This is a genomic window from Streptomyces sp. NPDC001515 (genome assembly GCF_053597115.1).
The window spans coordinates 139,347-165,115 of sequence record NZ_JBSFHN010000015.1 but is presented as its reverse complement, the minus strand read 5'-3'; the positions used below and the strand labels follow the sequence as shown (position 1 = coordinate 165,115).

At 71.0% G+C, this 25,769-nt stretch carries 21 protein-coding genes; 4 read left to right on the top strand and 17 right to left on the bottom strand.

The window, feature by feature from the left end; all coding sequences use genetic code 11:
• The 4 genes from ACWCXC_RS18010 to ACWCXC_RS17995 all read right to left on the bottom strand — a co-directional run bounded on the left by ACWCXC_RS18010 (position 1) and on the right by ACWCXC_RS17995 (position 4,856).
• Complete coding sequence (locus tag ACWCXC_RS18010; protein WP_450680335.1) at positions 1-981, bottom strand: ABC transporter permease; 981 nt, start codon at positions 979-981, stop codon at positions 1-3.
• Positions 978-2,039, bottom strand: a complete 1,062-nt coding sequence (locus tag ACWCXC_RS18005) for an ABC transporter ATP-binding protein (RefSeq protein ID WP_450889750.1) — start codon at positions 2,037-2,039, stop codon at positions 978-980. Before ACWCXC_RS18005 ends, ACWCXC_RS18010 begins: the two co-directional genes overlap by 4 nt.
• 40 nt (positions 2,040-2,079) lie before the next feature.
• Complete coding sequence (locus tag ACWCXC_RS18000) at positions 2,080-3,759, bottom strand: ABC transporter substrate-binding protein (RefSeq protein WP_450680333.1); 1,680 nt, start codon at positions 3,757-3,759, stop codon at positions 2,080-2,082.
• 116 nt (positions 3,760-3,875) lie between these two features.
• Positions 3,876-4,856 (bottom strand): LacI family DNA-binding transcriptional regulator, encoded by a 981-nt coding sequence (locus ACWCXC_RS17995; RefSeq protein WP_450680332.1) that lies wholly within the window; start codon positions 4,854-4,856, stop codon positions 3,876-3,878.
• A gap of 295 nt (positions 4,857-5,151) precedes the next feature.
• Here ACWCXC_RS17995 and ACWCXC_RS17990 point away from each other — a divergent pair, with 295 nt between their 5' ends.
• Complete coding sequence (locus ACWCXC_RS17990; RefSeq protein WP_450889747.1) at positions 5,152-7,023, top strand: ricin-type beta-trefoil lectin domain protein; 1,872 nt, start codon at positions 5,152-5,154, stop codon at positions 7,021-7,023.
• Positions 7,024-7,082: 59 nt separating this feature from the next.
• On the opposite strand, the gene cimA is transcribed toward ACWCXC_RS17990, so the two are convergent.
• The 4 genes from cimA to ACWCXC_RS17970 form a co-directional block, all read right to left on the bottom strand.
• Positions 7,083-8,690: a citramalate synthase gene (cimA, locus tag ACWCXC_RS17985; RefSeq protein ID WP_450889745.1), complete on the bottom strand. Its 1,608-nt coding sequence runs from the start codon at positions 8,688-8,690 to the stop codon at positions 7,083-7,085.
• A gap of 278 nt (positions 8,691-8,968) precedes the next feature.
• The gene (locus ACWCXC_RS17980; RefSeq protein WP_450680329.1) at positions 8,969-10,300 is read right to left on the bottom strand and encodes an MFS transporter; all 1,332 of its coding nucleotides are present in this window, start codon (positions 10,298-10,300) and stop codon (positions 8,969-8,971) included.
• 196 nt (positions 10,301-10,496) lie between these two features.
• The gene (locus ACWCXC_RS17975; protein WP_450889743.1) at positions 10,497-11,579 is read right to left on the bottom strand and encodes a branched-chain amino acid aminotransferase; all 1,083 of its coding nucleotides are present in this window, start codon (positions 11,577-11,579) and stop codon (positions 10,497-10,499) included.
• A gap of 230 nt (positions 11,580-11,809) precedes the next feature.
• Positions 11,810-12,847, bottom strand: a complete 1,038-nt coding sequence (locus ACWCXC_RS17970) for a 3-isopropylmalate dehydrogenase (protein WP_450680327.1) — start codon at positions 12,845-12,847, stop codon at positions 11,810-11,812.
• Between the two features lie 129 nt (positions 12,848-12,976).
• On the opposite strand from ACWCXC_RS17970, the gene ACWCXC_RS17965 reads away from it, so the two are divergent.
• On the top strand, positions 12,977-14,551 hold the full coding sequence (locus tag ACWCXC_RS17965; RefSeq protein ID WP_450889740.1) for a purple acid phosphatase family protein: 1,575 nt from the start codon (positions 12,977-12,979) through the stop codon (positions 14,549-14,551).
• Between the two features lie 27 nt (positions 14,552-14,578).
• Here ACWCXC_RS17965 and ACWCXC_RS17960 read toward each other — a convergent pair whose 3' ends face one another.
• The 4 genes from ACWCXC_RS17960 to ACWCXC_RS17945 all read right to left on the bottom strand — a co-directional run bounded on the left by ACWCXC_RS17960 (position 14,579) and on the right by ACWCXC_RS17945 (position 18,260).
• Positions 14,579-14,710 (bottom strand): hypothetical protein, encoded by a 132-nt coding sequence (locus ACWCXC_RS17960; protein ID WP_327708703.1) that lies wholly within the window; start codon positions 14,708-14,710, stop codon positions 14,579-14,581.
• Positions 14,711-14,979: 269 nt separating this feature from the next.
• Positions 14,980-15,537: a GNAT family N-acetyltransferase gene (locus ACWCXC_RS17955; RefSeq protein ID WP_450889738.1), complete on the bottom strand. Its 558-nt coding sequence runs from the start codon at positions 15,535-15,537 to the stop codon at positions 14,980-14,982.
• A 124-nt stretch (positions 15,538-15,661) separates the two neighbouring features.
• Positions 15,662-17,293, bottom strand: a complete 1,632-nt coding sequence (pruA, locus tag ACWCXC_RS17950; protein ID WP_450680324.1) for an L-glutamate gamma-semialdehyde dehydrogenase — start codon at positions 17,291-17,293, stop codon at positions 15,662-15,664.
• Between the two features lie 40 nt (positions 17,294-17,333).
• Complete coding sequence (locus tag ACWCXC_RS17945) at positions 17,334-18,260, bottom strand: proline dehydrogenase family protein (protein WP_450889736.1); 927 nt, start codon at positions 18,258-18,260, stop codon at positions 17,334-17,336.
• Between the two features lie 190 nt (positions 18,261-18,450).
• Here ACWCXC_RS17945 and ACWCXC_RS17940 point away from each other — a divergent pair, with 190 nt between their 5' ends.
• Positions 18,451-19,593 carry a PucR family transcriptional regulator gene (locus ACWCXC_RS17940; RefSeq protein WP_450889734.1) on the top strand — a complete coding sequence of 381 codons (1,143 nt, stop codon included), beginning with the start codon at positions 18,451-18,453 and terminating at the stop codon, positions 19,591-19,593.
• 20 nt (positions 19,594-19,613) lie between these two features.
• Here the strand turns inward: ACWCXC_RS17940 and ACWCXC_RS17935 are convergent, their stop codons facing one another.
• Positions 19,614-20,093, bottom strand: a complete 480-nt coding sequence (locus ACWCXC_RS17935) for a carboxymuconolactone decarboxylase family protein (RefSeq protein WP_450889732.1) — start codon at positions 20,091-20,093, stop codon at positions 19,614-19,616.
• Between the two features lie 46 nt (positions 20,094-20,139).
• Between ACWCXC_RS17935 and pdxR the strand changes: the two genes are divergently transcribed.
• On the top strand, positions 20,140-21,558 hold the full coding sequence (gene pdxR, locus ACWCXC_RS17930) for a MocR-like pyridoxine biosynthesis transcription factor PdxR (protein WP_450889730.1): 1,419 nt from the start codon (positions 20,140-20,142) through the stop codon (positions 21,556-21,558).
• A gap of 44 nt (positions 21,559-21,602) precedes the next feature.
• On the opposite strand, the gene ACWCXC_RS17925 is transcribed toward pdxR, so the two are convergent.
• From ACWCXC_RS17925 to ilvC, 4 genes are all read right to left on the bottom strand, one after another.
• Positions 21,603-22,130, bottom strand: a complete 528-nt coding sequence (locus ACWCXC_RS17925; RefSeq protein ID WP_450680319.1) for a hypothetical protein — start codon at positions 22,128-22,130, stop codon at positions 21,603-21,605.
• Complete coding sequence (locus ACWCXC_RS17920) at positions 22,127-22,744, bottom strand: TetR/AcrR family transcriptional regulator (RefSeq protein ID WP_450680318.1); 618 nt, start codon at positions 22,742-22,744, stop codon at positions 22,127-22,129. The genes ACWCXC_RS17925 and ACWCXC_RS17920 overlap by 4 nt, the downstream gene beginning before the upstream one ends.
• Positions 22,745-22,835: 91 nt before the next feature.
• Positions 22,836-24,428 carry a phosphoglycerate dehydrogenase gene (serA, locus tag ACWCXC_RS17915; protein ID WP_450680317.1) on the bottom strand — a complete coding sequence of 531 codons (1,593 nt, stop codon included), beginning with the start codon at positions 24,426-24,428 and terminating at the stop codon, positions 22,836-22,838.
• A gap of 264 nt (positions 24,429-24,692) precedes the next feature.
• Positions 24,693-25,694, bottom strand: coding sequence for a ketol-acid reductoisomerase (gene ilvC / locus ACWCXC_RS17910; protein ID WP_383644544.1), 1,002 nt, complete (start codon positions 25,692-25,694; stop codon positions 24,693-24,695).
• Between the last annotated feature and the right edge of the window lie 75 nt (positions 25,695-25,769).

Below are 25,769 nucleotides of genomic sequence, written 5' to 3'. Positions count from 1 at the left end.
CTACGCCTCCCTTCGGGTACGGGGGTCGAGGAGCATGTAGAGGATGTCGGCGAGGAGGTTCGCCGCGAGGACGGCGAGCGTGATGATGAGGAAGATGCCCTGCATGAGGGGGTAGTCCTTGGCTCCCACGCCCTGGAAGAGCTGGTAGCCGATGCCCGGGTAGTTGAAGACCATCTCCACCAGGAGCGTGCCGCCGACGATGAAGCCGAGGGAGAGGGCGAAGCCGGAGATGTTGGGCAGGATCGCGTTGCGTGCCGCGTAGCCGAACATCACCCGGCGCTCGGAGAGCCCCTTGGCCTGGGCGACCATGACGTAGTCCTCGCTGGACACCGTCACCATCATGTTCCGCATGCCGAGGATCCAGCCGGCGACCGCGCTGAGGACGATCGTGCAGCCGGGCAGCACCCCGTGGTAGAGCGCGCTGGAGATGAACGGCCAGTCGAAGGCCGGCACCAGCCAGTTGTCGTAGCCGCCCTCGAAGGGGAAGAGCGACCACTCCGTGGCGAACAGCCAGATCGCGATGAGCCCGAGCCAGAAGTACGGGATCGACGAGATGAAGGTGGTGACGGGCAGCAGGTTGTCCATCCAGGAGCCGCGCCGCCAGCCCGCGAAGACCCCGAGGCCGGTGCCGAGGACGAAGCTGATCAGCGTGGTGATGCCGACGAGGGCGAGGGTCCAGGGCAGCGACTGCGCGATGATCTCGCTGACCGGGGTCGGGAAGAACGTGAAGGAGAGCCCGAGGTCGCCGTGGAGCAGATGGGACCAGTAGTCGGTGTACTGCTCCCAGAGCGACTGGTTCTTGTCGAGGCCGAAGAGGGCCTTCAGCGAGTCGATGGCGCTGGTGTCCAGCTGACCCTGGAAGCGGGCGATCAGTGCCTGGACGGGGTCGCCGGGCATCAGCCGCGGGATGAGGAAGTTGATGGTGATGGCGGCCCAGGCGGTGACCAGGTAGAAGGCGAGCCGTTGGAGCAGGAACTTCACTTCGCAGCCTCCTTCTCGTGGTCGTCGGTGCGGGCGGTGCCGGTGTTCTCGTACAGCCAGCAGGCGGCCCACTGGCCGTCGGCCAGGTCGAAGCGCGGCGGCAGGTCGGTGCGGCAGCGCTCCATCGCCTTGGGGCAGCGGGGGTGGAAGCGGCAGCCGGCCGGGGGGTCGATGAGCGAGGGCGGCTCGCCCGTGCCGTTCTCCTGCGCGTCCTCGTCGTCGCCCGCCCGGTCCGGGTGGGGGGCGGAGGCGATGAGGAGCTGGGTGTACGGGTGGGCGGGGCGCTGGGTGACGGTCTCGCTGTCGCCGCCCTCGACGATCCGGCCCGCGTACATCACGAGGGTGGTGTCGGCGAAGTAGCGGGCGGACGCGATGTCGTGGGTGATGTAGAGGATCGCGAGGTGGAAGCGGTCCTTGAGGTCCTTGAGGAGATTGAGGATGCCGAGCCGGATGGAGACGTCGAGCATCGAGACGGGCTCGTCGGCGAGGAGGACCTGGGGGTCGGCGCCGAGCGCGCGGGCGATCGCCACGCGCTGGCGCTGGCCGCCGGACAGCTCGTGCGGGAACTTGTCCAGGTACTGATGAGGAGGAGTCAGCTGGACGCGGTTCAGCAGAGCGGTCAGGTTCTTCTCCAGCTCCTCCTCGCCGCTGCCGGCCCGGCCGTGGATCCTCAGCGACCGGGTCAGGTGGTAGCGCACGGTGTGCACGGGGTTCAGCGAGGCGAACGGGTCCTGGAAGATCAGCTGGACCCGGCGGACGTACCTGCGGAAGGACCGGCCACGTCCGGCCTTCACCGGCTCCCCGCCCAGGTGGATCTCGCCCGAGGTGAGCGGATACAGCTGGGCGAGCAGTCTGGCGACGGTGGACTTCCCGGAGCCCGACTCCCCCACCAGGGCCGTGACGGTGCCGCGCCGCAGTTCCAGCGAGGCGTCGTCGACGGCGTGGACGGTGCGGCGGGTGCGCGCGAGGAGGTCGCGGGCGGTGCGCCGCACGGCGAAGTGCTTGGTGACTCCGCGTGCTTCGAGCACGATGTGGTTGTTCTCTGACTGTGCAGACATGGCCGATACCCTGAGTCCCTGACGTCCGAATCCCTGCGTCCTACTTGGCGGGCTTGAGCCTCAGCACGATCTCCAGCGAGGAACGCTGGGTGTGCTGCGGGTCGGCGTACGGGTCGGCCTCGGTCGGCCAGCCCACCCAGTTCTTCGTGGAGTACTCCGCCCCGATCGGGGCCGCGGCGGTCGGAATCATCGGCGCCTGCTCGACCATGATCTTCTGGAGGGTGGTCATCGCCGCGGTGCGGGCGGTGTCCGTGGTCGCCTGGGCGAAGTCCTTCAGCGCCTCGGTCGCCTCGGGGCTCTTGAAGCGGCCGAAGTTGCCCTGCTGGGAGGGCTTGCCGATGGGCTGGAGCAGCGCCCCGTCCATGATGTTCTGGTACATGTCGTACGGGGTGGCGCCGCTGTTGGTCCAGTGCAGGGTGGCGTCGAAGTTGCCGTTGGCGACGTTCGCGCCCCAGGCGTCGGCGGTCTGCGTCTTGACCTTGGCGTCGATGCCGATCTGCTTGATGTTGTCCTTGATGATCGACAGGCCCGTGATGTAGTCGTTCCAGCCGGCCGGGTCGGTGAGCGTCAGCTTCACGGCCTTGCCGCCCGGGTCCTTGAGGACGCCGCCGGCGAGGGTGAAGCCGGCCTTCTCCAGGACCTTCTTGGCGCCCTCGACGTCGGGCTTGGTGGTGGCGCTCTTGTACTCGGGGGCGATGAAGGACTCCCCGGCCGGCAGCGGGATGCCGGTGGGGTTGGTGATCTCCGGGTAGAGCGTGGCCTCGGCCTGGGTGTAGATGGCGTTGCGGTCGATGACCATCGCCATGGCCTTGCGCAGCGCCGGGTTGTCGAAGGGCTTGCGGGTGGTGTTGAACCAGAGGCCGTGGATGCCGAGCCCGGAGGGGAACCACAGCTTGTGGTTCTTCGGGTCCTTGTCGATGAAGAGCTTCTTGAAGTCCGGCATGAAGACGAACGACCACTCCAGCTTGCCGCTGGCCAGCGCCGTGGTGGCGGCGTTGTTGTCGTTGTACGTGCTGTAGCGCAGCTCCTTGACCTTCGTCGACCCCTTCCAGTAGGTCGGCGTGGCGACCAGGGTGGTGGTCTGCGGGGTGAAGGACTTCAGCTTGTACGGGCCCGAGCCGACGGGCGTCCGGTTGGGCCAGGTCTCCGGGTTGTCGACCTTCTCCCAGATGTGCTTGGGCACGATGTACTGCTGGATGATCTTGTTCTGGTTGACGTACTGCGAGTCGTCGAAGGTCAGGACGACCTTCTTGCCCTGGACCTCGACCCCGCCCCACTTGATGCCGTCGGCGTTGAGCGCCGGGTGCTTCTTGAGCAGGTCGAAGGTGAAGGCCACGTCCTCGGCGGTGAGCGGCTTGCCGTCGGCCCACTTGGCGCGCTCGTCCAGGGTGAAGGTGACCTTGGTGTAGTTGAGGTCCCACTTCCAGTCCGTGGCGAGCCACGGGTCGGCCTTGTCGGAGGGCCGGATCTGGCTCACCATCGCGAGCGGCTCGTAGATCATCCAGCGGTAGCCGAGGGTGGCGCCGGCCGAGGTGTTCAGGAACGGGTTGCTGTTGTTGGTCTGCGGTCCGTCCGGCTTGCCGAGGTTCAGGACGCCGGTGGCGCCGCCGCCGGACTTGTTGTTCCGGTTGGAGTTGGCGGACGAGCATCCGGCGGCGAGCGCGACCACCGCGGTGGCGACCGCGACGGCTCTGAGCGTGTGGTGACGGCGTGCGGACATGGCGACTCCAGGAGGGACTGGCGGGTCTGGGAGATCCGGAAACGGGCAGCGCGGGGCGCGCCGGACGACGGCCTGTGCGGTGGTACGGGGTGCGGTGGGGGCCGGAGCCCTGTCCGCTAGGGGGTGGCCGACGAGTGGCGCACGACCAGTTCGGTGGGCAGGACGACCGGCGCGTCGGGTGCCGGTGTGCCGCCGAGGTGGGAGAGCAGCATCCGTGCGGCCGTCTCACCCATCTGCCGGGTGGGCTGGCGCACGGTGGTCAGGGGCGGTTCGGTGTGCTCGGCCATCGGGATGTCGTCGAAGCCGACCACCGCGACGTCGTCGGGCACGCGCCGTCCGGCGGCGCGCAGCGCCCGCAGGACGCCGGCCGCCGAGATGTCGTTGTGGGCGAAGACCGAGTCGAACTCCGTGCCGGAGGCGAGGAGCCGCTCCACGGCCAGCCGGCCGCATGCCTCGGTGAAGTCGCCGCGGACGACCAGGTCGGTGGGCAGCACGGAGAGGAATCCGGCCAGCCGGTCGCGTACGCAGCCGAAGCCTTCGGGGCCCGTGACGACCAGGGGCCTGGTGCGGCCGGTGGCCCGCAGATGGCGGGCTGCCGACGCGCCCCCGTCGTGGTTGGTGGTCACGACGGAGGGGAATTCGGGGTGGTGGCCGCGATCGTCGATCAGCACGATCGGCAGGCCGCTGCGGTGGAGTGCGGTGAGGTGGTCGAGCGTGTTCTCCGGTTCGACGACCACGAGTCCGTCGAAGGCGCGCGCCGACACCTGGCTGGTGAAGCGCTGGACGGACTCGGCGCCGCGGTTGCAGGTGAACAGCAGGAGCCCGTAGTCGGCCGCCTCGACGGTGTCGACGACGCCCTGGAGCACCTCGCCCATCCACGGCCAGGTCAGTGAGGGCACCAGCATGCCGACCGTACGGCTGCTGCCCCGGGCCAGTCCGACGGCGCCCGAGCTGGGAACGTAGCCGAGCTGTGCGATCACTTCACGAACACGGGCGGCCGTCGAACCGTCCACTTCCCCCTTGGTGTTGATGACCCGGGACACGGTCGTCTTGCTGACGCCGGCCTCGCGGGCGACATCGGCGATGGTGACACGCATCGGGGGGGCCTCCAGGACAGAACGGGACAGAGCGAACGGCCTGCGGTGGAACCGGTACCGCAACCGGTTCCGGAACCGGTACCGGCGTCGGTGGCGAGAGTTAACCCCGCTGGAACACGGCCGTCAATACATCACGTCGAGATTGGTCCGGACCCATTCCCCGGCCCGCAGACAAGGGCAGTTGCGTTCAACTCATGAACGCACAGGCCTCTTGACGTGAACACACTGGTGCCGTTCACTCTCGCCTCGTCCGACGGCACCTCCCCCACGCTCCCGCCGAGGAAGGCATCCAGCCATGACCCGATCAGGAAGGGCGGCACGGGCACTGCTCGCCGCCGCGCTCGCGACCGCCGGTCTCACCGGCCTCTCGTCCGGCACCGCCCAGGCCGCGGGCGAGACGGTGCACATCGCCCTGACGACCACGGACGACGCGGGGGGCCGCCATGTCACGCGCGGCCTCCAGGACCAGACCCCCATCGCCTTCGCCGCGGGCGGCGGCGGCGCCGGCACCACCGTCACGGTGGACGAGAACACCCGGTACCAGACCTTCACCGGCGGCGGCGCCTCCTTCACCGACACCGCCGCCTACCTGATGAAGAGCAGCGGCGCGCTCAGCCAGGCGACCCGTGACGCCACGATGAAGAAGCTCTTCTCCCCCACGGAGGGCATCGGGCTGTCCTTCGTCCGCAATCCGATGGGCGGTTCGGACCTCGCGCGGTACGGCTACACCTACGACGACCTGCCTGCCGGTCAGACCGACCCGTCCCTCGCGACGTTCTCGATCGCACATGATCTCGAAGACGTGCTGCCGCTGACGAAACAGGCCAAGCAGCTCAACCCGGCGCTGACGACGGTGGCCTCGCCGTGGACCGCGCCGGCCTGGATGAAGGACAGCGGGCAGCTCAACGGCGGCTGGCTGAAGGCGGAGCACTACGGCACCTACGCCGACTACTTCGTGAAGTACCTCCGCGCCTACCGCGACCAGGGCGTCCCGGTCGACTACGTCACCGCGCAGAACGAGCCGACCTGCTGCGGCGGCTACCCCTCGATGAGCTGGAACGGCTCCGGGCTGGCCTACTTCACCAAGAACGAGCTGCTGCCCAAGCTGGCCGGCGCGGGCCTGGCCACCAAGGTGCTGGCGCACGACTGGAACTGGGACACCTACGACGCGTACGCCGCCGCGACCGTGGACGACGCCGCCGTGCGCAGCCACCCCAACTTCGGCGGGGTGGCCTGGCACGGCTACGGCGGCGACGTCGCCAAGCAGACGGCGGTGCACGACCGGTACCCGGCGGTGGACGCCTTCCAGACCGAGCACTCCGGCGGCACCTGGATCGCCGACCAGCAGCGCGAGGACATGATGAACATCATCGATTACACCCGCAACTGGGCGAAGTCGGTGACCAAGTGGTCCCTGGCGGTGGATCAGAACCGCGGTCCGCACAACGGCGGCTGCGGCACCTGCGACGGGCTGATCACCGTGCACCACGGGGACTCACGGAGCGGCCAGGTCGACTACACCGTCGAGTACTACACGATGGGGCACCTGACCAAGTTCGTCCGGCCGGGCGCCGCCCGGATCGCCTCCACGGCCAGCTCCACCGTGCCGAACGTCGCCTGGCGCAACCCGGACGGCTCCAAGGCGCTGATCGCCTACAACGGCGGCGGCTCCGCCCAGCAGCTCACGGTCAACTGGGGAGGCAGCACCTTCACCTACACCCTGCCCGCCCGCACCTCCGCGACGTTCACCTGGTCGGGGACGCAGTCCGGCTCGGGCGCCGGCGGGACCGCGGGCGCGCTCACCGGCTCCGGCAAGTGCCTGGACGCGACCGGCAATTCGGGGGCGGACGGCACCCCGGCGCAGATCTGGGACTGCACCGGCGCGGCCAACCAGCGCTGGACGCTCGGGAGCGACGGCAGCGTCCGCACGCTCGGCGCCTGCCTGGACGTGACCTCGGGCTCCACGGAGAACGGGGCGAAGGTCCAGCTGTACACCTGCAACGGCACCTCGGCCCAGCGCTGGCGCTACGACGCCGCGTCGGGCGATCTGGTCAACACCGCGGCGGACAAGTGCCTGGACGTGGTGGACCGGTCGACGGCCAACGGGGCCCGCACCCAGATCTGGACGTGCACCGGCGCGGCCAACCAGAAGTGGCGCCTCCAGTAGCGGCGCCCGCGCTTCCCTGAACACGGGGTGCCCCGGCCGAGGCCGGGGCACCCCGTGTCCTACTCGGCGGGCTCGACGCCGGCGCGCAGCAGGCCGTAGGTGTACGCGTCCTCCAGGGCCTGCCAGGAGGCGGCGATGACGTTCTCGGCGACCCCCACGGTCGCCCAGTCGCCGGACCCGTCGCCCGTGGTGATCAGGACCCGGGTGGTGGACTCGGTGCCGGTGCGGCCCTCCAGGATGCGGACCTTGTAGTCCATCAGCTCCATCTTGGCGAGCTGCGGGTAGATCCGCTCCAGGGCGACGCGCAGCGCCCGGTCCAGCGCGTTGACCGGGCCGTTGCCCTCGGCGGTGGCGACGATGCGCTCGCCCTGGGCCCAGAGCTTCACGGTGGCCTCGTTGGCGTGCGTGCCGTCGGGGCGGTCCTCGACGATGGCGCGCCAGGACTCGGTGCGGAAGTAGCGGCGCGCCCGGCCCTCGGCCTCGGCGCGCAGCAGCAGTTCGAAGGAGGCGTCGGCGGCCTCGTAGGTGTAGCCCTGGAGTTCGCGCTCCTTGACCCGCTCGACGACGCGGCCGATGAGCGCGCGGTCGCCGCCGAGGTCGACCCCCAGCTCCTGGCTCTTGAGCTCGATGGAGGCGCGGCCGGCCATGTCGGAGACCAGCATGCGCATGGTGTTGCCGACGAGCGCGGGGTCGATGTGCTGGTAGAGGTCCGGGTCGACCTTGATCGCGGAGGCGTGCAGCCCGGCCTTGTGCGCGAACGCGGAGACGCCGACGTAGGGCTGGTGGGTGGAGGGCGTCAGGTTGACGACCTCGGCGATGGCGTGCGAGACCCGGGTCATGTCGGCGAGCGCGCCCTCGGGCAGCACCTTCTTGCCGTACTTCAGCTCCAGCGCCGCGACGACGGGGAAGAGGTTGGCGTTGCCGACCCGCTCGCCGTATCCGTTGGCGGTGCACTGGACGTGGGTGGCGCCGGCGTCCACGGCGGCCAGCGTGTTGGCGACGGCGCAGCCGGTGTCGTCCTGGGCGTGGATGCCGAGCCGGGCGCCGGTGTCGGCGAGGACGGTGGAGACGACGGCCTGGACCTGGGCCGGGAGCATGCCGCCGTTGGTGTCGCAGAGGATGACGACATCGGCGCCGGCCTCGGAGGCGGCCTTGACGACGGCCTTGGCGTACTCGGGGTTGGCGCGGTAGCCGTCGAAGAAGTGCTCGCAGTCGACGAAGACCCGGCGGCCCTGCTCGCGCAGGTGGGAGACGGTGTCGCGGACCATCTCCAGGTTCTCCTCCAGCGTGGTGCGCAGGGCCAGTTCCACATGGCGGTCGTGCGACTTGGCGACCAGCGTGATCACCGGGGCGCCCGAGTCCAGCAGCGCCTTGACCTGCGGGTCGTCGGCGGCGGTGCCGCCGGCCCGGCGGGTCGCGCCGAAGGCGACCAGCTCCGCGTTGCGGAAGTCGATCTCCTCGCGGGCACGGGCGAAGAACTCGGTGTCGCGGGGGTTGGCTCCCGGCCAGCCGCCCTCGATGAAGCCGACGCCGAACTCGTCCAGATGCCGGGCGATGGTCAGCTTGTCCGCGACCGTCAGGTTGATGCCTTCACGCTGGGCGCCGTCGCGCAGCGTGGTGTCGAAGACGTGGAAACTGTCGTCGGTGGGCTTGGCCTTGGTGGTCATGCTGGTCTGACTCCTGTCGGATGAGTGGATCCGGACGATCTGATTCCACTTGCCCCCATCATCCCGCGTGCCTCGCCCGGCCCGTGGTGAGGGCCGGAAAACGAAAAAACCCCTCGCGGGTGCGAGAGGTCTGCGCGCGGGTCTGGGGCACGGTGGCCGTGCCGTACGTGGTGGTACGGAACGGTCACTGCGGACCGGCGCGCCTGCTGCCAATAATCATGACGGACGAGGGCACGGAGGCAGTCTCGCACAGGACCCCCTCCGCGCCCCGCCCCGTCTCAGGATGCGGGCGTGATCGTGGTCGGTTCCGGGACGCCCGTCCGTTTGCCGCCGTCGAGGGCGGCGACCCGGTTCAGATCGATGTCCCTGGTCTCGCGCATCGTCAGGTAGACGACGAGCGAGACGGCCGCGCACCCCGCCACGTACCAGTAGAAGCCCGATTCGTGACCGGCCTTCTTGAACCAGAGCGCCACGTACTCCGCGGTGCCGCCGAACAGCGCGTTGGCCAGGGCGTAGGAGAGCCCGACGCCCAGCGCCCGGATGCCGGTGGGGAAGAGTTCGGCCTTCACGCAGGCGTTGATGGAGGTGTAGCCGGTGACCACCAGGAGCGCCAGCAGCGCGAGGCCGAAGGCGGGCCAGAAGGTGTCGGCCTGCCGCAGCAGCGTCATGATCGGGACGGTCAGGAAGGTCGAGCCGACCGCGAAGGTGATGAGCAGCGGGCGGCGGCCGATCCGGTCGGAGACCATGCCGGCCAGCGGCTGGACGCACATGAAGACGAAGAGCGCGCAGAAGCTGACGAGCGAGGCGGTGGACTTGTCCATGCCCGCGCTCTTGGAGAGGAACTTCGTGAGGTACGTCGTGTACGTGTAGTAGGCGACGGTCCCGCCCATGGTCAGCGCCATCACCAGGAACGCTTCGCGGCGGTGCTGCCACAGCAGGCCCAGGGTGCCCCGGCTCGCGTCGGCGGCGGCCCCGGAGTCCGCGTACACCTCGGTCTCCAGCAGGGAGCGGCGCAGATAGAAGACGACCGCGGCGCCGAGCGCGCCGACGACGAAGGGGATGCGCCAGCCCCAGCTGTGCAGCGCCGCGTCGGACAGATTGCGCTGGAGGAGGATCTGCAGGCCGAGGCCGACGAGCTGTCCTGCGGTCATGGAGACGTACTGGAAGCTGGAGGCGAAGCCGCGCCGCTCGGGGGCGGACGCCTCGGTGAGATAGGTGGCGCTGGCCGCGTACTCGCCGCCGACGGACAGGCCCTGGAGCAGCCGGGCGAGCATCAGGACGGCGACGCCCGCGTAGCCGGCGGTGGCGTAGGTCGGGGCGCAGGCGATGAGGATCGCGGAGGCGGACATGAGGGTGACGGTCAGGGTGAGCGCGGCCTTGCGGCCTCTGCGGTCACCGATCCGGCCGAGCAGCCAGCCGCCGACCGGGCGCATGAAGAAGCCGACGGCGAAGATGCCCATGGTGTTCATGAGGTTGGCGGTCTCGTTGCCCTCGGGGAAGAAGGCGTCGGCGAAGTAGACCGCGAACGTGGCGTAGACGAACCAGTCGAACCACTCGACCATGTTCCCGGCCGAGCCGACCCAGATTTTCTTCCACTGCTCTCGTCCCATGGTCCGTCACCGTGCCCGAACGGCCCGAAGCCGGACAAGGGCGCACAGCAGGGGCGCCACCCGGACGTGTGTGCGCCTCCTCCACGACCGGGTGAGGGGCCGGGAACGGGCGGGGCCGCGCCCCGGAGAAGAAGGGGCGCGGCCTCGAAGGAAGAATCGTCCTGGGACCTGTCCGGCGATTCCCGTCCGCCGGACCCTAGCCGAGCGGGTGCATCCAGCCGTGGGTGTCCTCGACGACGCCGCGCTGGATGTCCAGCAGGCGCTCGCGCAGCTTGAGGGTGACCGGGCCGGGCGTGCCGTCGCCCTGGGTCCACTCGCCGCCCGCGCTCTTCACCGTGCCGACCGGGGTGATCACGGCCGCGGTGCCGCAGGCGAAGACCTCGGTGAGGGTGCCGTCGGCGGTGTGGTCGCGCCACTGCTCGATGGAGACCCGGCTCTCCTCGGAGGTGCAGCCGAGGTCCCCGGCGAGCTTGAGGAGCGAGTCGCGGGTGATGCCGGCGAGGAGCGAACCGGTGAGGGTCGGGGTGACGATGCGGTCCCCGTAGACGAAGTACAGGTTCATCCCGCCCAGTTCCTCGACCCACTTGTGCTCGACGGCGTCGAGGTAGGCGACCTGGTCGCAGCCCTTGGCGGCGGCCTCGGCCTGGGCGAGGAGGGAGGCGGCGTAGTTGCCGCCGGTCTTGGCGTCGCCCATGCCGCCCGGGACGGCGCGGACGCGGTCCTCGGAGAGCCAGATGGAGACGGGCTTCACCCCGCCCGGGAAGTACGCGCCGGCCGGCGAGGCGATCACGAGGAAGAGGTACTCGTTGGCCGGCCGGACGCCCAGGCCGACCTCGGTCGCGATCATGAACGGGCGCAGGTACAGCGACTCCTCGCCGCCGTGCGGCGGCACCCAGGCCGCGTCCTGGCGGACCAGCGCGTCGCAGGCCGCGACGAAGGTCTCGACGGGCAGCTCGGGCATGGCGAGCCGGCGCGCGGAGGCGCGGAAGCGCTCGCCGTTGGCCTCGGGGCGGAACGTGGCGACCGTGCCGTCGGGCTGGCGGTATGCCTTGAGCCCCTCGAAGATCTCCTGGCCGTAGTGGAGCGTCATGTTGGCCGGGTCGATCGACAGCGGGGCGTACGGAACAAGCTGCGCGTCGTGCCAGCCGCGCCCCTCGGTCCACTTGATCGTCACCATGTGGTCGGTGAAGTAGCGGCCGAAGCCCGGCTTGGCCAGGATGGCCTCGCGCTCCGCGTCGGACAGCGGGTGCGAGGAGGGCTTGAGCTCGATCGTGGTCATGAGTGCGTGTCCTTCACCGTGATGTGTGTGGAGGACCGCGTGCACGCCTTCACGTACTAGGACGTCCGAGCTTCACTGCGAGACGCGGCCCCGTTCGATTATCGCCCGAACGGGGCCGCGCACGAAATGGCGTGAATGCGGTCCAGGGTTCGATGGTGGCACCCGGGGCCGCACAGGAGAAGCCGCCGGGTGCGTGTGCGACCCGGCGGCTTCGTGGTGGAGTCGTCGGATCAGCCCGCTACGCGTACCGCGAGGGCGTCGCCGATCTCGTCGGTCGTGCGGGCCCCGTCGCGCTCCGCCAGGTCGGCGGAGACGGCGTCCTCGATGCGCGCGGCCTCGGACTCGTAGCCGAGGTGGCGCAGGAGGAGGGCGACGGAGAGGATCGTGGCGGTCGGGTCGGCCTTGCCCTGCCCCGCGATGTCGGGGGCGGAGCCGTGGACCGGCTCGAACATCGACGGGAAGGCGCCCGTCGGGTTGATGTTGCCGGACGCGGCCAGGCCGATACCGCCGGTGACGGCGGCGGCGAGGTCGGTGAGGATGTCACCGAAGAGGTTGTCGGTGACGATGACGTCGAAGCGCTCCGGCTGGGTGACGAAGAAGATCGTCGCGGCGTCGACGTGCAGGTAGTCGGTGGTGACCTGGGGGTACTCGGCCGCGACCTTGTCGAAGGTGTTCTTCCACAGGTGGCCCGCGTAGACGAGGACGTTGTTCTTGTGGACCAGCGTCAGCTTCTTGCGGGGGCGGGCGGCGGCGCGCTCGAAGGCGTCACGGACCACGCGCTCGACCCCGTAGGCGGTGTTGACGCTGACCTCGGTGGCGACCTCGTGCTCGGTGCCGGTGCGCAGCGAGCCGCCGTTGCCGGTGTACGGGCCCTCGGTGCCCTCGCGGACCACGACGAAGTCGATGTCCGGGCGGCCGGCCAGCGGGGTCGCTGTGTTCGGGAAGAGCTTCGACGGGCGCAGGTTGATGAAGTGGTCGAAGGCGAAGCGCAGCTTCAGCAGCAGCCCGCGCTCCAGCACGCCGGAGGGCACGGACGGGTCGCCGATCGCGCCGAGCAGGATGGCGTCGTGGCCCTTGAGGGCGTCGAGCTCCGCGTCGGGGAGGGTGTCGCCGGTACGGTGCCAGCGCCGGGCGCCAAGGTCGTACTCCTTGGTCTCCAGCTTCACATCCTGCGGGAGAACAGCGTTGAGGACCTTGAGGCCCTGGGCCACGACCTCCTGGCCGATACCGTCACCGGGGATCACTGCGAGATTGATGCTGCGAGACATGCCCGCACCTTACTGCGCGTCCCACCCCATGACACGTCACGTCCACCATACGGACACATGGGGAGCTGTACGTGTACCGTTCACCTATTCGGTGGTACGGGGAAAGCCGCCCGGTGCAGGTTGTCGCCCATGGACATCCCCCGCTTCGGCATCCCCGAGAAGCTCGCCGCCCGCATGACCATGGCCGAGCAGCACGCGTACCTGCGCTCCCGGCTGACCCGGCGCGGTGCGCTGCGCGCCGGCGTGGCGACCGCCGCCGTGGCCGGCACCGCCGGGCTCACCGCCTCGCTCGCCTCCTCCCCCGCCCACGCGGCGCCCTCGGTGCTCACCTCCGCGACCACCACCCGGGTCGACGGCTCCCTGGTGGCCCCCTTCGGCCGCCACCTGGCCTACGGCGCCGACCCGAAGACGCGGATGACGGTCTCCTGGCAGGTCCCCTTCGCCGTGCGCCGCCCGTACGTCCGGATCGGCCTCGCGCCGTGGGCGCTCAGCCGGAAGATCGACGCCGAGGTCCGCCACCTCACCACGCCGCTGCTGGACAACGGCAGGATCGCGGCCGCCGAGCAGTACTACGTGCACGCGGCCCTGGAACGGCTGAAGCCCGGCACCACGTACTACTACGGCGTCGGCCACGACGGCTTCGACCCGGCCGACACCCGCCACCTGGGCACGCTCGGCACCTTCACCACCGCGCCCGACCGCGCCCGGAACTTCACCTTCACCGCCTTCGGCGACCAGGGCGTCAGCTACCACGCCCTCGGCAACGACCAGCTGATCCTGGGCCAGAACCCCGCCTTCCACCTGCACGCCGGGGACATCTGCTACGCCGACCCCTCCGGCTCCGGGCGGCCCACCGACACCTACGACGCCCGCACCTGGGACCAGTTCCTCGCCCAGACGGAGACCGTCTCCAAGACGGTGCCGTGGATGGTGACGACCGGCAACCACGACATGGAGGCGTGGTACTCGCCGGACGGCTACGGCGGGCAGAACGCCCGCTGGACCCTGCCGGACAACGGCCCGGACCCGGTCGCCCAGCCCGGCGCGTACTCCTTCGTGCACGGCAACGTGGGGGTGATCGCCCTGGACGCCAACGACGTGAGCTACGAGATCCCGGCCAACTTCGGCATCAGCGGCGGCCGTCAGACCCGCTGGCTGGACCGGCGCCTGGGCGAACTGCGGGCCCGGCACGACATCGACTTCCTGGTGGTCTTCTTCCACCACTGCGCCTTCTCCACGACCAACGCGCACGCCTCGGACGGCGGGGTGCGCGAGGCATGGGTGCCGCTCTTCGAGAAGCACCGGGTGGACCTGGTGATCAACGGCCACAACCACGTGTACGAGCGTACGGACGCGATCCTGGGGAACGCGGTCCGGCGCCCCGTGCCGATCGGCGAGCGCACCGACCCGACGCGCGACGGCATCGTCTACGTCACGGCGGGCGGCGCGGGCAAGGCGCTGTACGACTTCCCGGTGCCGGACAGCTACGAGGGGCATGTCGCGGACCTGGAGAGCGTGGACACGTACCACGTGGCCAAGGGCGGCGCGAAGGCCGCCGAGACCGTGGAATGGTCGCGGGTGCGCTACACCGGCTTCTCGTTCCTCGCGGTGGAGGTGGAGACGGGGCGGCACCCCCGGATGAAGGTCAGCGCGCTCGCCGAGTCGGGGGCGCGCATCGACCACTTCGAGATCAGCAGGGGCTGAGCCCCGGCCCGCTGCGGGCGGCCCGGTTCAGTGACCGGTGGAGCCGCCGTTGTCCCTGCGGTCCAGCGCGCGCTGGAGGGCGGCGGCGGCGTTCTGCCGCTCGGACTCGGTGGGGCGGTGGGCGTGGCGGACGCGGCGGCGGACAGTGGTCTCGGCCATGGTGGATCGACTCCTTGAGATCGCGAGGATTTCGAAATCGGCACAGCGTGAGCGTGATGTCGAGATCAGTGATTTCGAGGTGCCGGAAGGGGCGGGGAGCGGGCGCCACAGGGGTTGCCTGCGCGGGGCGCGCGCTCACGACCGCCAGTCGCTTGATCAAGCGAGACGTTCGGCTTCTACAAAGCTAAGGCAGCCCAGCCGGTCTGTCTCCACAATTACTCGGACTTCCTACTATCTGAGACGGAGGTTTACGCACACCTCCCCTCCGCTCACATCACGTCGCCGTCCCGCCAGTCGAAGACCAGCAGGTCGGCGCCCGGTTCCCCGGTCGCCGGAAGGGGTGCGCCGCCGACCCCCCGGACATAGGTGCTGCCCTCCTCGTGCGGCAGCCGGACGACGCCCTCGGGACCCTGGACCGCGATCCGTCCGGGCCACGCCGTCCAGCCGCGCCCGGTGTACAGCGGGACCGCGCCGGCCGACGCGGCCAGCGCCCCGAAGGCGTACGCCCCGTCGACGACCTCCTCCAGGGCGGCCATGATCCGCCCGCCGAGCCCCCGGCGCCGGTGGTCGGCGCGGACGGCGACGCCCTCCACGTATCCGACCCGGCGCGAACGCCCGGCGTGGACCGCGCGCCGCTGCACCACGCTGCCGTGGGCGAGGAGCCCGCTGTCGTCGCTCACCCAGGCGTGGATGCCGCCCAGGGTGTGGTCCCAGTCGTGGGCGTCGAACCGGCCCTCGAAGGCGGTGTCCAGGAACGCGTGGATCTCGTCGAGGAAGGCGGGCGAGAGACGAGAGGTGTGCGCGGTGCGCGGCATGGGCTGGGTCATGGGACCCAGCCTGTCAGCCGTCCGGCGGCCATGGGAAGGCACATGGAAACCGCCCCCCGGCCGGCAGGGGAACCGGGCGGGGGGCGGGAATCGGGGCGGGGCGTCCGCAGGCGCCCCGGGGGCGTCAGCCCTGGTGGGGGTAGGTGTACTCGGTCGGCGGGACCAGGGTCTCCTTGATGGCCCGGGTCAGGGTCCAGCGCTGGAGGTTCTGGGGGGCGCCGGCCTTGTCGTTGGTGCCCGAGGCGCGCCCGCCGCCGAAGGGCTGCTGGCCGACGACGGCACCGGTCGACTTGTCGTTGATGTAGAAGTTGCCCGCGGCGTAGCGGAGCTTCTCCATCGTGGCCGCGACCGCGGCGCGGTCGCCCGCGATGACCGAGCCGGTCAGGGCGTAGTCGGAGACCGACTCCATCTGGTCCAGCATGGCGTCGTAGTTCTCGTCCTCGTAGACGTGGACGGCGAGGATCGGGCCGAAGTACTCGGTCGTGAAGACCTCGTTCTCCGGGTCGGCGCACTCGATGACGGTCGGGCGGACGAAGTAGCCCACCGAGTCGTCGTAGGTGCCGCCCGCGACGATCGTGCACGCCGGGTCGGCCGCGGCGCGGTCGATGGCGGCCTTGTTCTTCGCGAAGGCCCGCTCGTCGATGACCGCGCCCATGAAGTGCGACAGGTCGGTGACGTCGCCCATCGTGATGGAGTCGACCTCGGCGGCGAACGCCTCCTTGAAGCCGTCGTTCCAGATGGAGGCCGGAATGTAGGCGCGCGAGGTCGCCGAGCACTTCTGGCCCTGGTACTCGAAGGCGCCGCGGGTCAGCGCGGTCTTCAGGACCGCCCGGTCGGCCGACGGGTGGGCGACGACGAAGTCCTTGCCACCGGTCTCGCCGACGAGCCGCGGGTAGGTGCGGTAGGTGGCGATGTTGGTGCCGACGGTCTTCCACAGGTGCTGGAAGGTCGGGGTGGAGCCCGTGAAGTGGATGCCGGCCAGGTCGCGGTGGTTCAGGGCCACCTCGGAGACGGCGATGCCGTCACCGGTCACCAGGTTGATGACGCCCTTGGGCAGCCCGGCCTCCTCAAGCAGCCGCATCAGCAGCACGGCGGCGTGGGTCTGGGTCGGGGACGGCTTCCACACGACGACGTTGCCCATGAGGGCGGGCGCGGTCGGCAGGTTGGCGGCGATGGCCGAGAAGTTGAACGGCGTGATCGCGTAGACGAAGCCCTCCAGCGGGCGGTGGTCCATGCGGTTCCACACGCCCGGGGAGTTGGCCGGGGGCTGCTCGGCGAGGATCTGGCGCGCGTAGTGCACGTTGAAGCGCCAGAAGTCGACCAGCTCGCAGGGACAGTCGATCTCGGCCTGCTGGGCGGTCTTGCCCTGGCCGAGCATCGTGGAGGCGGCCAGCGTCTCGCGCCAGGGGCCGGCCAGCAGTTCGGCGGCGCGCAGGATGATCGCGGCGCGGTCGTCGAAGGACGTGGCGCGCCAGCCCGGCGCGGCGGCCAGCGCGGCGTCGATGGCGTCCCGGGCGTCCTGCTCGGTGGCCCCGGCGAAGGTGCCGATGACGGCCTTGTGGTTGTGCGGCTGGACGACGTCGACGCGCTCGCCGCCCCCCATGCGCTTGACGCCGCCGATGGTCATCGGCAGCTCGATCGGGTTCTCGCCGAGCTCCTTGAGCTTCGCCTCCAGACGGGCGCGCTCCGGGGTGCCCGGGGCGTAGGAGTGGACCGGCTCGTTGACCGGTGCGGGGACCTGGGTGACAGCGTCCATGGTGTCCGTTGCTCCTTTATGTAGTCGGATGGAGGAGTGCTCAGCCCTTGGTGAGGATGGAGCGGCCGAAGAAGAGGAGGTTGGCCGGCTTCTCGGCGAGGCGGCGCATGAAGTAGCCGTACCAGTCGGTGCCGTAGGCGGTGTACACGCGCATGCGGTGGCCCTCGGCGGCGAGGCGGACGTGCTCGTCGCTGCGGATGCCGTAGAGCATCTGGAACTCGTACTCGTCGAGCTTGCGGCCGGCCTTGCGGGCCAGTTCCTGCGCGATGGCGATCAGGCGGGGGTCGTGGGACCCGATCATCGGGTAGCCCTCGCCCTCCATCAGCGTCTTCAGGATGCGGACGTACGCCTTGTCGATCTCGGCCTTGTCCTGGTACGCGACGGAGGCGGGCTCCTTGTAGGCGCCCTTCACGATGCGCACCCGGCTGCCGGCGGCGGCCAGCCGGCGGGCGTCCTCCTCCGTGCGGAAGAGGTAGGCCTGGATGACGCAGCCGGTCTGCGGGAAGTCCTTCCGCAGCTCCTCGTGGATGGCGAACATCGAGTCGAGGGTGGTGTGGTCCTCGGCGTCCAGGGTGACGGTGGTGCCGATCGCGGCGGCGGCCTCGACGACCGGGCGGACGTTGGCGAGGGCCAGCTCATGGCCTCCGTCCAGCGCCTGGCCGAACATGGAGAGCTTGACGGACATCTCCGCCCTGGTGCCGAGGCCCAGGTCCTTGAGGCGCTCGATGAGCTCCAGGTAGGCGTCGCGCGCGGCGGCGGCCTGCTCGGGGGTGGTGATGTCCTCGCCGACCACGTCGAGGGTGACTTCGAGGCCCTTGTCGGCGGCGTCCTCGATGATCGGGACGACCTGGTCGACGGTCTCGCCGGCGATGAACCGGTCGACGACCTGCTTCGTGCCCGGGGCGGCCGAGATGAAACGGCGCATCTTGTCGCTGCGTGACGCGGCGAGAATCACGGGACCCAGCACGGGGCACCTCCACGGAAAGTACGAACGAAGGCCGAACCGCCCAAGTGCCCCGAAGGGGGACAGAAGCGGTACAGCACGGAGAACCACCGTGAAATCTAAGGATCCCTCCGATCCTGTGCCATCGACAGCTGTCACGCATCCGTGCCCTGGATCTCAGACATATGTCTGAAGGGGGTGCGAGAATGTCCGGGTGAAGGGCGATTACCAGGAGCTGGTCGACGAGATCTCCGCGACGCTGGGCGTGCCGGCCACGCTGGAGGACCGCGACTTCGGCCTCGTCGCCTTCGGCGCCCACGACAGCGACGACGACACGGCGATGGACCCGGTCCGGACCCGGTCGATCCTCACGCGCCGCTCGACCCCGGCCGTCCGCGCCTGGTTCGAGAACTTCGGCATCACCCGCGCCACGGGCCCCGTCCGCATCCCGGCCGCCCCGGAGGCCGGTGTCTACCGCGACCGGATCTGCCTTCCGGTACGCCATCGGGGGGTGGTCCTCGGCTACGTCTGGCTGCTCGACGCGGACCCGGGCCCGACCGACCGGCAGCTGGAGTCCGCGATGGAGGTGGCGGCCCGGATCGGGGGGCTGCTCTGGGACGAGGCGCGGGCCGGCACGGATCTCTCCCGGGAGTTCGGGGCGGTGCTGCCGGCCGGGCCGGGCTGGCAGCGCGACATGGCGGTGGCCGCGCTCAGCGAGGCGCTGGGCCCGGACGCGGACGGGCTGCACACGGTGGTCTGCGTGATGCCGTGGGCGGGCGAGCCGCCGTCGGCGCGTACGGTGCCGTCGGCGGCGGCGCTGTCCGCGGCGACCGCCCCGGGCGGCACGGGCCGTCCGGCGCTCGCCGCGCTGATCCGGCTGCGCGCCCCCGAGGTGCTGGACCCGGCGCTCACCGCCGCCGAGCGGCTGCGCGCCGCGGCCGGACCCGGGGCCACGGCCGGGATCGCGGTGGCCCGACGAGGGCTCACGGAGCTGGCGGACGCCTGGCACGAGGCCGCGGCGGCGGCCCGCGCGGCGGCGGCGGAGAGCCGCTTCGGCCCGCTCGCCGAGTGGTCCGCCATCGGCCCCTACCGGCTGCTAACCGCACTGCCGCCGCACAGCGCGGCCGACCGCGCGGTGCGTCCGCTGCTCGCCCCCGCGCAGCGGGAGCTGGCGCACACCGCCGAGGTCTTCCTCGACCGCGCCGGCCAGGCCTCCCGCACGGCGGCCGAGCTGGGCATCCACCGGCAGACGCTCTACTACCGCCTCTCCCGGGTGCAGCAGCTCACCGGCCTCGACCTGAACGACGGCGAGGACCGGCTGCTGCTGCACATGGCGCTCAAGGCGTCCCGGCTCTGAGGCCCGGCGGGCCGGGCGCCCTACGCGGCCCGTTCGTCGGTGCCCGCCACCTTGCCCGTGGACAGGGCGATCCGGTTCCAGGTGTTGATGGTGAAGATCAGGGCCAGCAGTCCGGCGAGCCGGGTCTCGTCGAAGACGGCCGCCGCCCGTCCGTAGACCTCGTCCGGCACCCCGCCCCGCGCGACGAGCGTGACGGCCTCGGTGAGGTCCAGCGCCGCCCGCTCCTCCGCGGTGAAGAAGTGCGCGGCCTCGCGCCATACGGCCACCATGTGCAGCCGCTCCTCGCTCTCCCCGGCCTTGCGGGCGTCCTGGGTGTGCATGTGCAGGCAGTAGGCGCAGCCGTTGAGCTGCGAGGAGCGGATCTGGACCAGCTCGACGAGGGCGGGGTCGAGGTCCTGGCGGGCGGCGGCGTCGAGGCCGATGAGGGACCTGAAGGCCTTCGGGGCGGCCTTGGCGAAGTTGATCCGGGGGGCGGGGACCGCTGCGGTGGTGTGTGTCATGTCTCCACGCTAGAAGCGCGAAAGACCTCGCGTAGGGTGCATTTCCATGGCGGAATCATGGGTCAATTCTCCGGAGTCGATCGGCAGTGACCTGCTGGTGGAGCTGGCCGGTCCGGGCAGCCGGCGGGCGGTGCTCATCCGCGCCCTGCGCGAGGCCGTCCGGGACGGCCGGCTGGCCCCCGGCGCTCGGCTGCCGCCCTACCGTTCGCTCGCCGCCGATCTGGGCCTGGCCCGCAACACCGTGGCCGACGCCTATGCCGAGCTGGTCGCCGAGGGCTGGCTGACGGCCCGCCAGGGCTCCGGGACCCGGGTCGCCCGGCGGGCCGCCCCCGTCGCCTCCGCCCGGACCCCGCGCACGGCGCCGCACCGCGCGCCCGGACCGGCGCACGATCTGCGCCAGGGGCAGCCGGACGCCGGTTCGTTCCCCCGGTCCGCCTGGCTGGCCGCCGCCCGCCGGGCCCTGAACGCGGCGCCGAACGACGCCTTCGCACCGGGCGACCCCCGGGGCCGCGACGAGCTGCGCGGCGCCCTGGCGGACTATCTGGGGCGCGCCCGGGGCGTGCGCACCACCCCGGACCGCATCGTGGTCTGCTCGGGTTTCTCCCACGCCCTGCGGCTGCTGACGGCGTGCGGGGTGGTACGCGGCCGGCTCGCCGTGGAGGCGTACGGGCTGCCCTTCCATCGCGCGGTCCTGGAGGCCGCCTCGGTGCGCACCGTTCCGCTGCCGCTCGACGCCGAGGGGGCGAGGACCGGGGATCTGACGGGATTGTCCGGGGTGCGCGCGGTCCTGCTGACGCCCGCGCACCAGTTCCCGACGGGCGGTCCGCTGGGTCCCGGGCGCCGGGCGGCGGTCGTCGACTGGGCGCGGAGCCGGGACGGGCTGCTCGTGGAGGACGACTACGACGGGGAGTTCCGCTACGACCGGGAGCCGGTGGGGGCCGTGCAGGGGCTGGACCCGGACCGGGTGCTGTACGTGGGTTCGGTGAGCAAGAGCCTGTCGCCGGCCGTGCGGCTGGGATGGATGGTGCTGCCCGAGCGGCTGGTGGAGCGCGTGCTGGCGGCGAAGGGGGAACGGGAGGCGTGGGTGAGCGTGCCCGACCAGCTGACCCTGGCCGAGCTGATCGCCTCCGGCCACTACGACCGCCATGTCCGCCGGATGCGCCGCGCCTACCGCGACCGCCGCGACCGGCTCGTGGCGGCGCTCGCCGCGCGGGCCCCGCACATCGCGGCCACCGGCATCGCGGCCGGGCTGCACGCCGTGCTGCGTCTGCCGCCCGGGACCGAGCGGTCCACGGTGAAGGCCGCCACCTGGCAGGGGCTCGCCCTGGACGGGCTGGACTCCTTCCGTCATCCCGCCGCGCCGGCGGGCGCCCCGGACGGCCTGGTCGTCGGGTACGCGACGCCACCGGACCACGCCTTCGGCGCCGCGCTGGACGCGCTGTGCCGGGCACTGCCACCGGCGTAGGACAGGAACTCGGAACCGGCCCGGGTCCGGGGCCCGTCGTCGGATCAGAGCCAGGCGGGCGGGTCCGGGGCCACGATCGGACGGTCGCTGACGGCGGCGGCCATGATCAGGGGGGCGTCGCCGTCGCTGTGGCCGACGCCCACCGCGATCCAGCGCCGCCGGCCGGCGAGCGGTCCCCAGACGAGCAGATCGCCGGTGCAGTCCTCGTCGAGCAGCGCCGCGAAGAGCTCGGGCACGGGCTCGCCCTCCTGGTGGAGCAGGAGCGCTCCGTGGACCGGGACCTCGCGGTGGCCGCCCCAGCGGCGGTCCAGCTCCCCGGCGAGCGCGGCCAGCCGGGCGTCGGCGGCCTCCTGGGCCTCGTCCCAGGCGGGGCCGTCCACCCCCACGAGGGAGCCGGACTCCCAGAGCGGGACGATCCGGAAACCGTCCCCGGTGGTCGCCGCCCACTCCCCCGTACCGGGATCGCCCTCGGCGGTGACCGGTCCGCCCTCGGGCAGTGGGGCGTTTGCCAGGGCCTCGACGTCCGCGACCGCCCGGTCGAGCGCGAAGTCCTGCCCCGTCCGGACGGTCATCGCGCGGTGCCGGCCGGAGCGGCGGCGGGGCGCGGCCGGCCCTCCAGGACGACCTTCAGACCGTCCGTCAGGTCCTGCGCGGAGGGCGCCGACGCGCTGTCCATCAGCCACTGGACCATGACCCCGGCGAGCAGCGCCTGGCAGAAGAGGCCGGCCACCCGCGCCTTCTCCGGGTCGGTCTCGGGGTCGATGCCGAGCATGGACTCCGCGAGGCCGTCGCGGCCCTCCTTCTGAGGTCCGGCGAGGGCCTTCTGGAGGCCCGGGTCGGAGTCGATCCGGGAGATGACCTCCATCTGGAGCTGCCAGACGGCGCGGGTCCGCTCATAGCTGCCGATCACCCGCTCCCAGGTCTCGCGGAACTGGTCGAGCGGTGCGGCCGGCACCTCCCGCGCGTCCGGCGTCGCGTCGTCGCCCTCGGTCAGCACCTCGCCCCACTCCTCCACCACCTTGAGGAAGGCGAGGTTGAGCAGGGCCTCCTTGGAGCCGTAGTGGTAGCCGATGGAGGCGAGGTTGGTGCCCGACGCGGCCACGATGTCGCGTGCCGTCGTGCGGGCGTACCCCTTCTCCAGCAGGCAGCGCTTGGCGCCTTCGAGCAGATCCTCACGATGTCCCATGACAGCAGCGTACCCGGCATGCAGACGTTTGTGTAAGACGTGCGTCTAGATGCCGGGTACGGGGGCTCGGACGCGGGGTCCGCGCGGAGGATCAGTCGGTCAGGTCGACCGAACGGGCCGAGGCGGCGCCGATCTCCGAGGCGATCTCGGCCAGCACCGACGCCGGGACGGTGTCGTCGACGGTGAGGACGACCAGCGCCTCGCCGCCCGCGGCGGCGCGGGAGACCTGCATGCCCGCGATGTTCAGACCGGCCTCGCCGAGGACCTTGCCGACCACGCCGACGACGCCGGGGCGGTCGTCGTAGCGCAGCACGACCATGTGGTCGGCCAGAGCCAGGTCCACGTCGCGGTCACCGATGGCGACGATCTTCTGGAGGTGCTTCGGGCCGGCCAGGGTGCCGGAGACCGCGACCTCCTCGCCGCTGGCCAGGGTGCCCCGGACGGTGACCACGTTGCGGTGGTCGGGCGACTCGGAGCTGGTGGTCAGACGGACCTCGACGCCGCGCTCCTGCGCGAACAGCGGGGCGTTGACGTAGGACACCGTCTCGTCGACGACGTCCTCGAACACGCCCTTCAGCGCGGAGAGTTCGAGCACCTTGACGTCGTGCTGGGTGATCTCGCCGTAGACCTCGACATCCAGGCGGGCGGCCACTTCGCCTGCCAGGGCGGTGAAGATCCGGCCCAGCTTCTCGGCGAGCGGCAGGCCCGGACGCACGTCCTCGGCGATGACGCCGCCCTGGACGTTGACCGCGTCCGGGACCAGCTCGCCGGCGAGCGCGAGGCGCACGGACTTGGCGACGGCGATGCCCGCCTTCTCCTGGGCCTCGTCGGTGGAGGCGCCCAGGTGCGGGGTGCAGACGACCTGGTCGAACTGGAAGAGCGGGGAGTCCGTGCAGGGCTCCTTGGCGTACACGTCGAGACCGGCGCCGGCGACGCGGCCCTCCTTGAGGGCGGAGGCCAGTGCCTCCTCGTCCACGATCCCGCCGCGCGCGGCGTTGACGATGCGCACCGAGGGCTTCACCTTGTGCAGCGCCTCGTCACCGATCAGACCCAGCGTCTCCGGGGTCTTCGGGAGGTGCACGGTGATGAAGTCGGAGACCTCCAGCAGCTCGTCCAGCGAGAGGAGCTTGACGCCCATCTGCGCGGCGCGGGCCGGCTGGACGTAGGGGTCGTACGCGACGATCTTCATGCCGAAGGCCGACATGCGCTGCGCGACCAGGACGCCGATGCGGCCGAGGCCGACGACGCCGAGGGTCTTCTCGCTCAGCTCGACACCGGTGTACTTCGAACGCTTCCACTCGCCGTTCTTCAGGGCGGTGTTGGCCTGGGGGATGTTGCGCGCGGTGGCGACGAGCAGACCGCAGGCCAGCTCGGCGGCGGTGACGATGTTGGAGGTCGGGGCGTTCACGACCATCACGCCGGCCTTGGTGGCGGCGGAGACGTCCACGTTGTCCAGGCCGACGCCGGCGCGGGCGACGACGCGGAGCTTCTTGGCGGCGGCGATCGCCTCGGCGTCGACCTTGGTGGCGGAGCGCACCAGGATGGCGTCGACATCGGCGATGGCGGGGAGGAGCTCGGCGCGGTCCGCGCCGTTGCAGTGCCGGATCTCGAAGTCCGGCCCCAGGGCGTCCACCGTGGCGGGCGACAGCTCTTCAGCGATGAGTACGACAGGTTTCGAGCTCACGTGAGTCCTCACAGATCCAGTGCGGACGGCCGTCCCGACGGCCGCAGGCGGTGGAGGGGCTTGCCGCGTGGAAGACGCACGACACTGTGGGCCTGACGCGTGTATGTGTGGAGAAGTGTAGTCATGCGGCAGGACGCGCACTGCGCCCCGTTGGAAGGATCACCCGCACGAGGCTGGACGACTTGTACACACGTACGACGCCGCCTCTTCCAGCGGTGGAACGGCCCCGGGGGCGGACCGTGGTCCGCCCCCGGGGCCCGCGCGCTACGCGTCCTCGTCGTTGACCCAGCTCATGAGCTTGCGCAGCTCACGGCCCGTGGTCTCCAGGAGGTGGTCGCTGTCGGCCTTCTTGTACTCGTTGTACTTGGGCAGACCGTTGTGGTACTCGGCCATCCAGGTCTTGGCGAAGGTGCCGTCCTGGATCTCGGCGAGAACCTTCTTCATCTCGGCCTTGGTGGCGTCCGTGATGATCCGCGGGCCGGTGACGTAGTCGCCCCACTCGGCGGTCTCGGAGATCGACCAGCGCATCTTCTCCAGGCCGCCCTCGTACATGAGGTCCACGATGAGCTTCAGCTCGTGCAGGCACTCGAAGTACGCGATCTCCGGCTGGTAGCCGGCCTCGGTCAGGGTCTCGAAACCGGCCTTGACCAGAGCGGCGGTGCCACCGCAGAGGACGGCCTGCTCGCCGAAGAGGTCGGTCTCGGTCTCCTCGGTGAAGGTCGTCTTGATGACGCCGGCGCGGGTGCCGCCGATGCCCTTGGCGTACGAGAGGGCCAGCTCCAGGCCCTTGCCCGTGGCGTCCTGCTCGACGGCCACGATGCACGGAACGCCGCGGCCCTCCTCGTACTGGCGGCGGACCAGGTGGCCCGGGCCCTTGGGGGCGACCATGCAGACGTCGACGTTGGCCGGCGGCTTGATGAAGCCGAAGCGGATGTTCAGGCCGTGGCCGAAGAACAGCGCGTCGCCGTCCTTGAGGTTGTCCTTGACGGACTCCTCGTAGACCTGGGCCTGGATCGGGTCCGGGACCAGGATCATGATGACATCGGCCTCGGCGGCGGCCTCGGACGGGGTCACCACGCGCAGGCCCTGCTCCTCGGCCTTGGCCTTGGACTTGGAGCCCTCGTGCAGACCGACGCGGACGTCGACACCCGAGTCACGCAGCGACAGCGCGTGGGCGTGGCCCTGGCTGCCGTAGCCGAGGACCGCGACCTTGCGGCCCTGGATGATGGACAGGTCGGCATCGTCGTCGTAGAACAGCTCGGCCACTGGGTCTTCTCCTTGGTGTGCAGGTGTTGCGTCCCACCGTACGGCGGGGTGCGTCAGATACGTTTTCGGGTCTCG

Bases quoted from the DNA above. Each gene is read 5' to 3' on its own strand.
- ACWCXC_RS18005 (WP_450889750.1), bottom strand. From the start codon at position 2,039: ATGTCTGCACAGTCAGAGAACAACCACATCGTGCTCGAAGCACGCGGA.
- ACWCXC_RS18000 (WP_450680333.1), bottom strand. From the start codon at position 3,759: ATGTCCGCACGCCGTCACCACACGCTCAGAGCCGTCGCGGTCGCCACC.
- ACWCXC_RS17995 (WP_450680332.1), bottom strand. From the start codon at position 4,856: ATGCGTGTCACCATCGCCGATGTCGCCCGCGAGGCCGGCGTCAGCAAG.
- ACWCXC_RS17990 (WP_450889747.1), top strand. From the start codon at position 5,152: ATGACCCGATCAGGAAGGGCGGCACGGGCACTGCTCGCCGCCGCGCTC.
- cimA (WP_450889745.1), bottom strand. From the start codon at position 8,690: ATGACCACCAAGGCCAAGCCCACCGACGACAGTTTCCACGTCTTCGAC.
- ACWCXC_RS17980 (WP_450680329.1), bottom strand. From the start codon at position 10,300: ATGGGACGAGAGCAGTGGAAGAAAATCTGGGTCGGCTCGGCCGGGAAC.
- ACWCXC_RS17975 (WP_450889743.1), bottom strand. From the start codon at position 11,579: ATGACCACGATCGAGCTCAAGCCCTCCTCGCACCCGCTGTCCGACGCG.
- ACWCXC_RS17970 (WP_450680327.1), bottom strand. From the start codon at position 12,847: ATGTCTCGCAGCATCAATCTCGCAGTGATCCCCGGTGACGGTATCGGC.
- ACWCXC_RS17965 (WP_450889740.1), top strand. From the start codon at position 12,977: ATGGACATCCCCCGCTTCGGCATCCCCGAGAAGCTCGCCGCCCGCATG.
- ACWCXC_RS17960 (WP_327708703.1), bottom strand. From the start codon at position 14,710: ATGGCCGAGACCACTGTCCGCCGCCGCGTCCGCCACGCCCACCGCCCC.
- ACWCXC_RS17955 (WP_450889738.1), bottom strand. From the start codon at position 15,537: ATGACCCAGCCCATGCCGCGCACCGCGCACACCTCTCGTCTCTCGCCC.
- pruA (WP_450680324.1), bottom strand. From the start codon at position 17,293: ATGGACGCTGTCACCCAGGTCCCCGCACCGGTCAACGAGCCGGTCCAC.
- ACWCXC_RS17935 (WP_450889732.1), bottom strand. From the start codon at position 20,093: ATGACACACACCACCGCAGCGGTCCCCGCCCCCCGGATCAACTTCGCC.
- pdxR (WP_450889730.1), top strand. From the start codon at position 20,140: ATGGCGGAATCATGGGTCAATTCTCCGGAGTCGATCGGCAGTGACCTG.
- ACWCXC_RS17925 (WP_450680319.1), bottom strand. From the start codon at position 22,130: ATGACCGTCCGGACGGGGCAGGACTTCGCGCTCGACCGGGCGGTCGCG.
- ACWCXC_RS17920 (WP_450680318.1), bottom strand. From the start codon at position 22,744: ATGGGACATCGTGAGGATCTGCTCGAAGGCGCCAAGCGCTGCCTGCTG.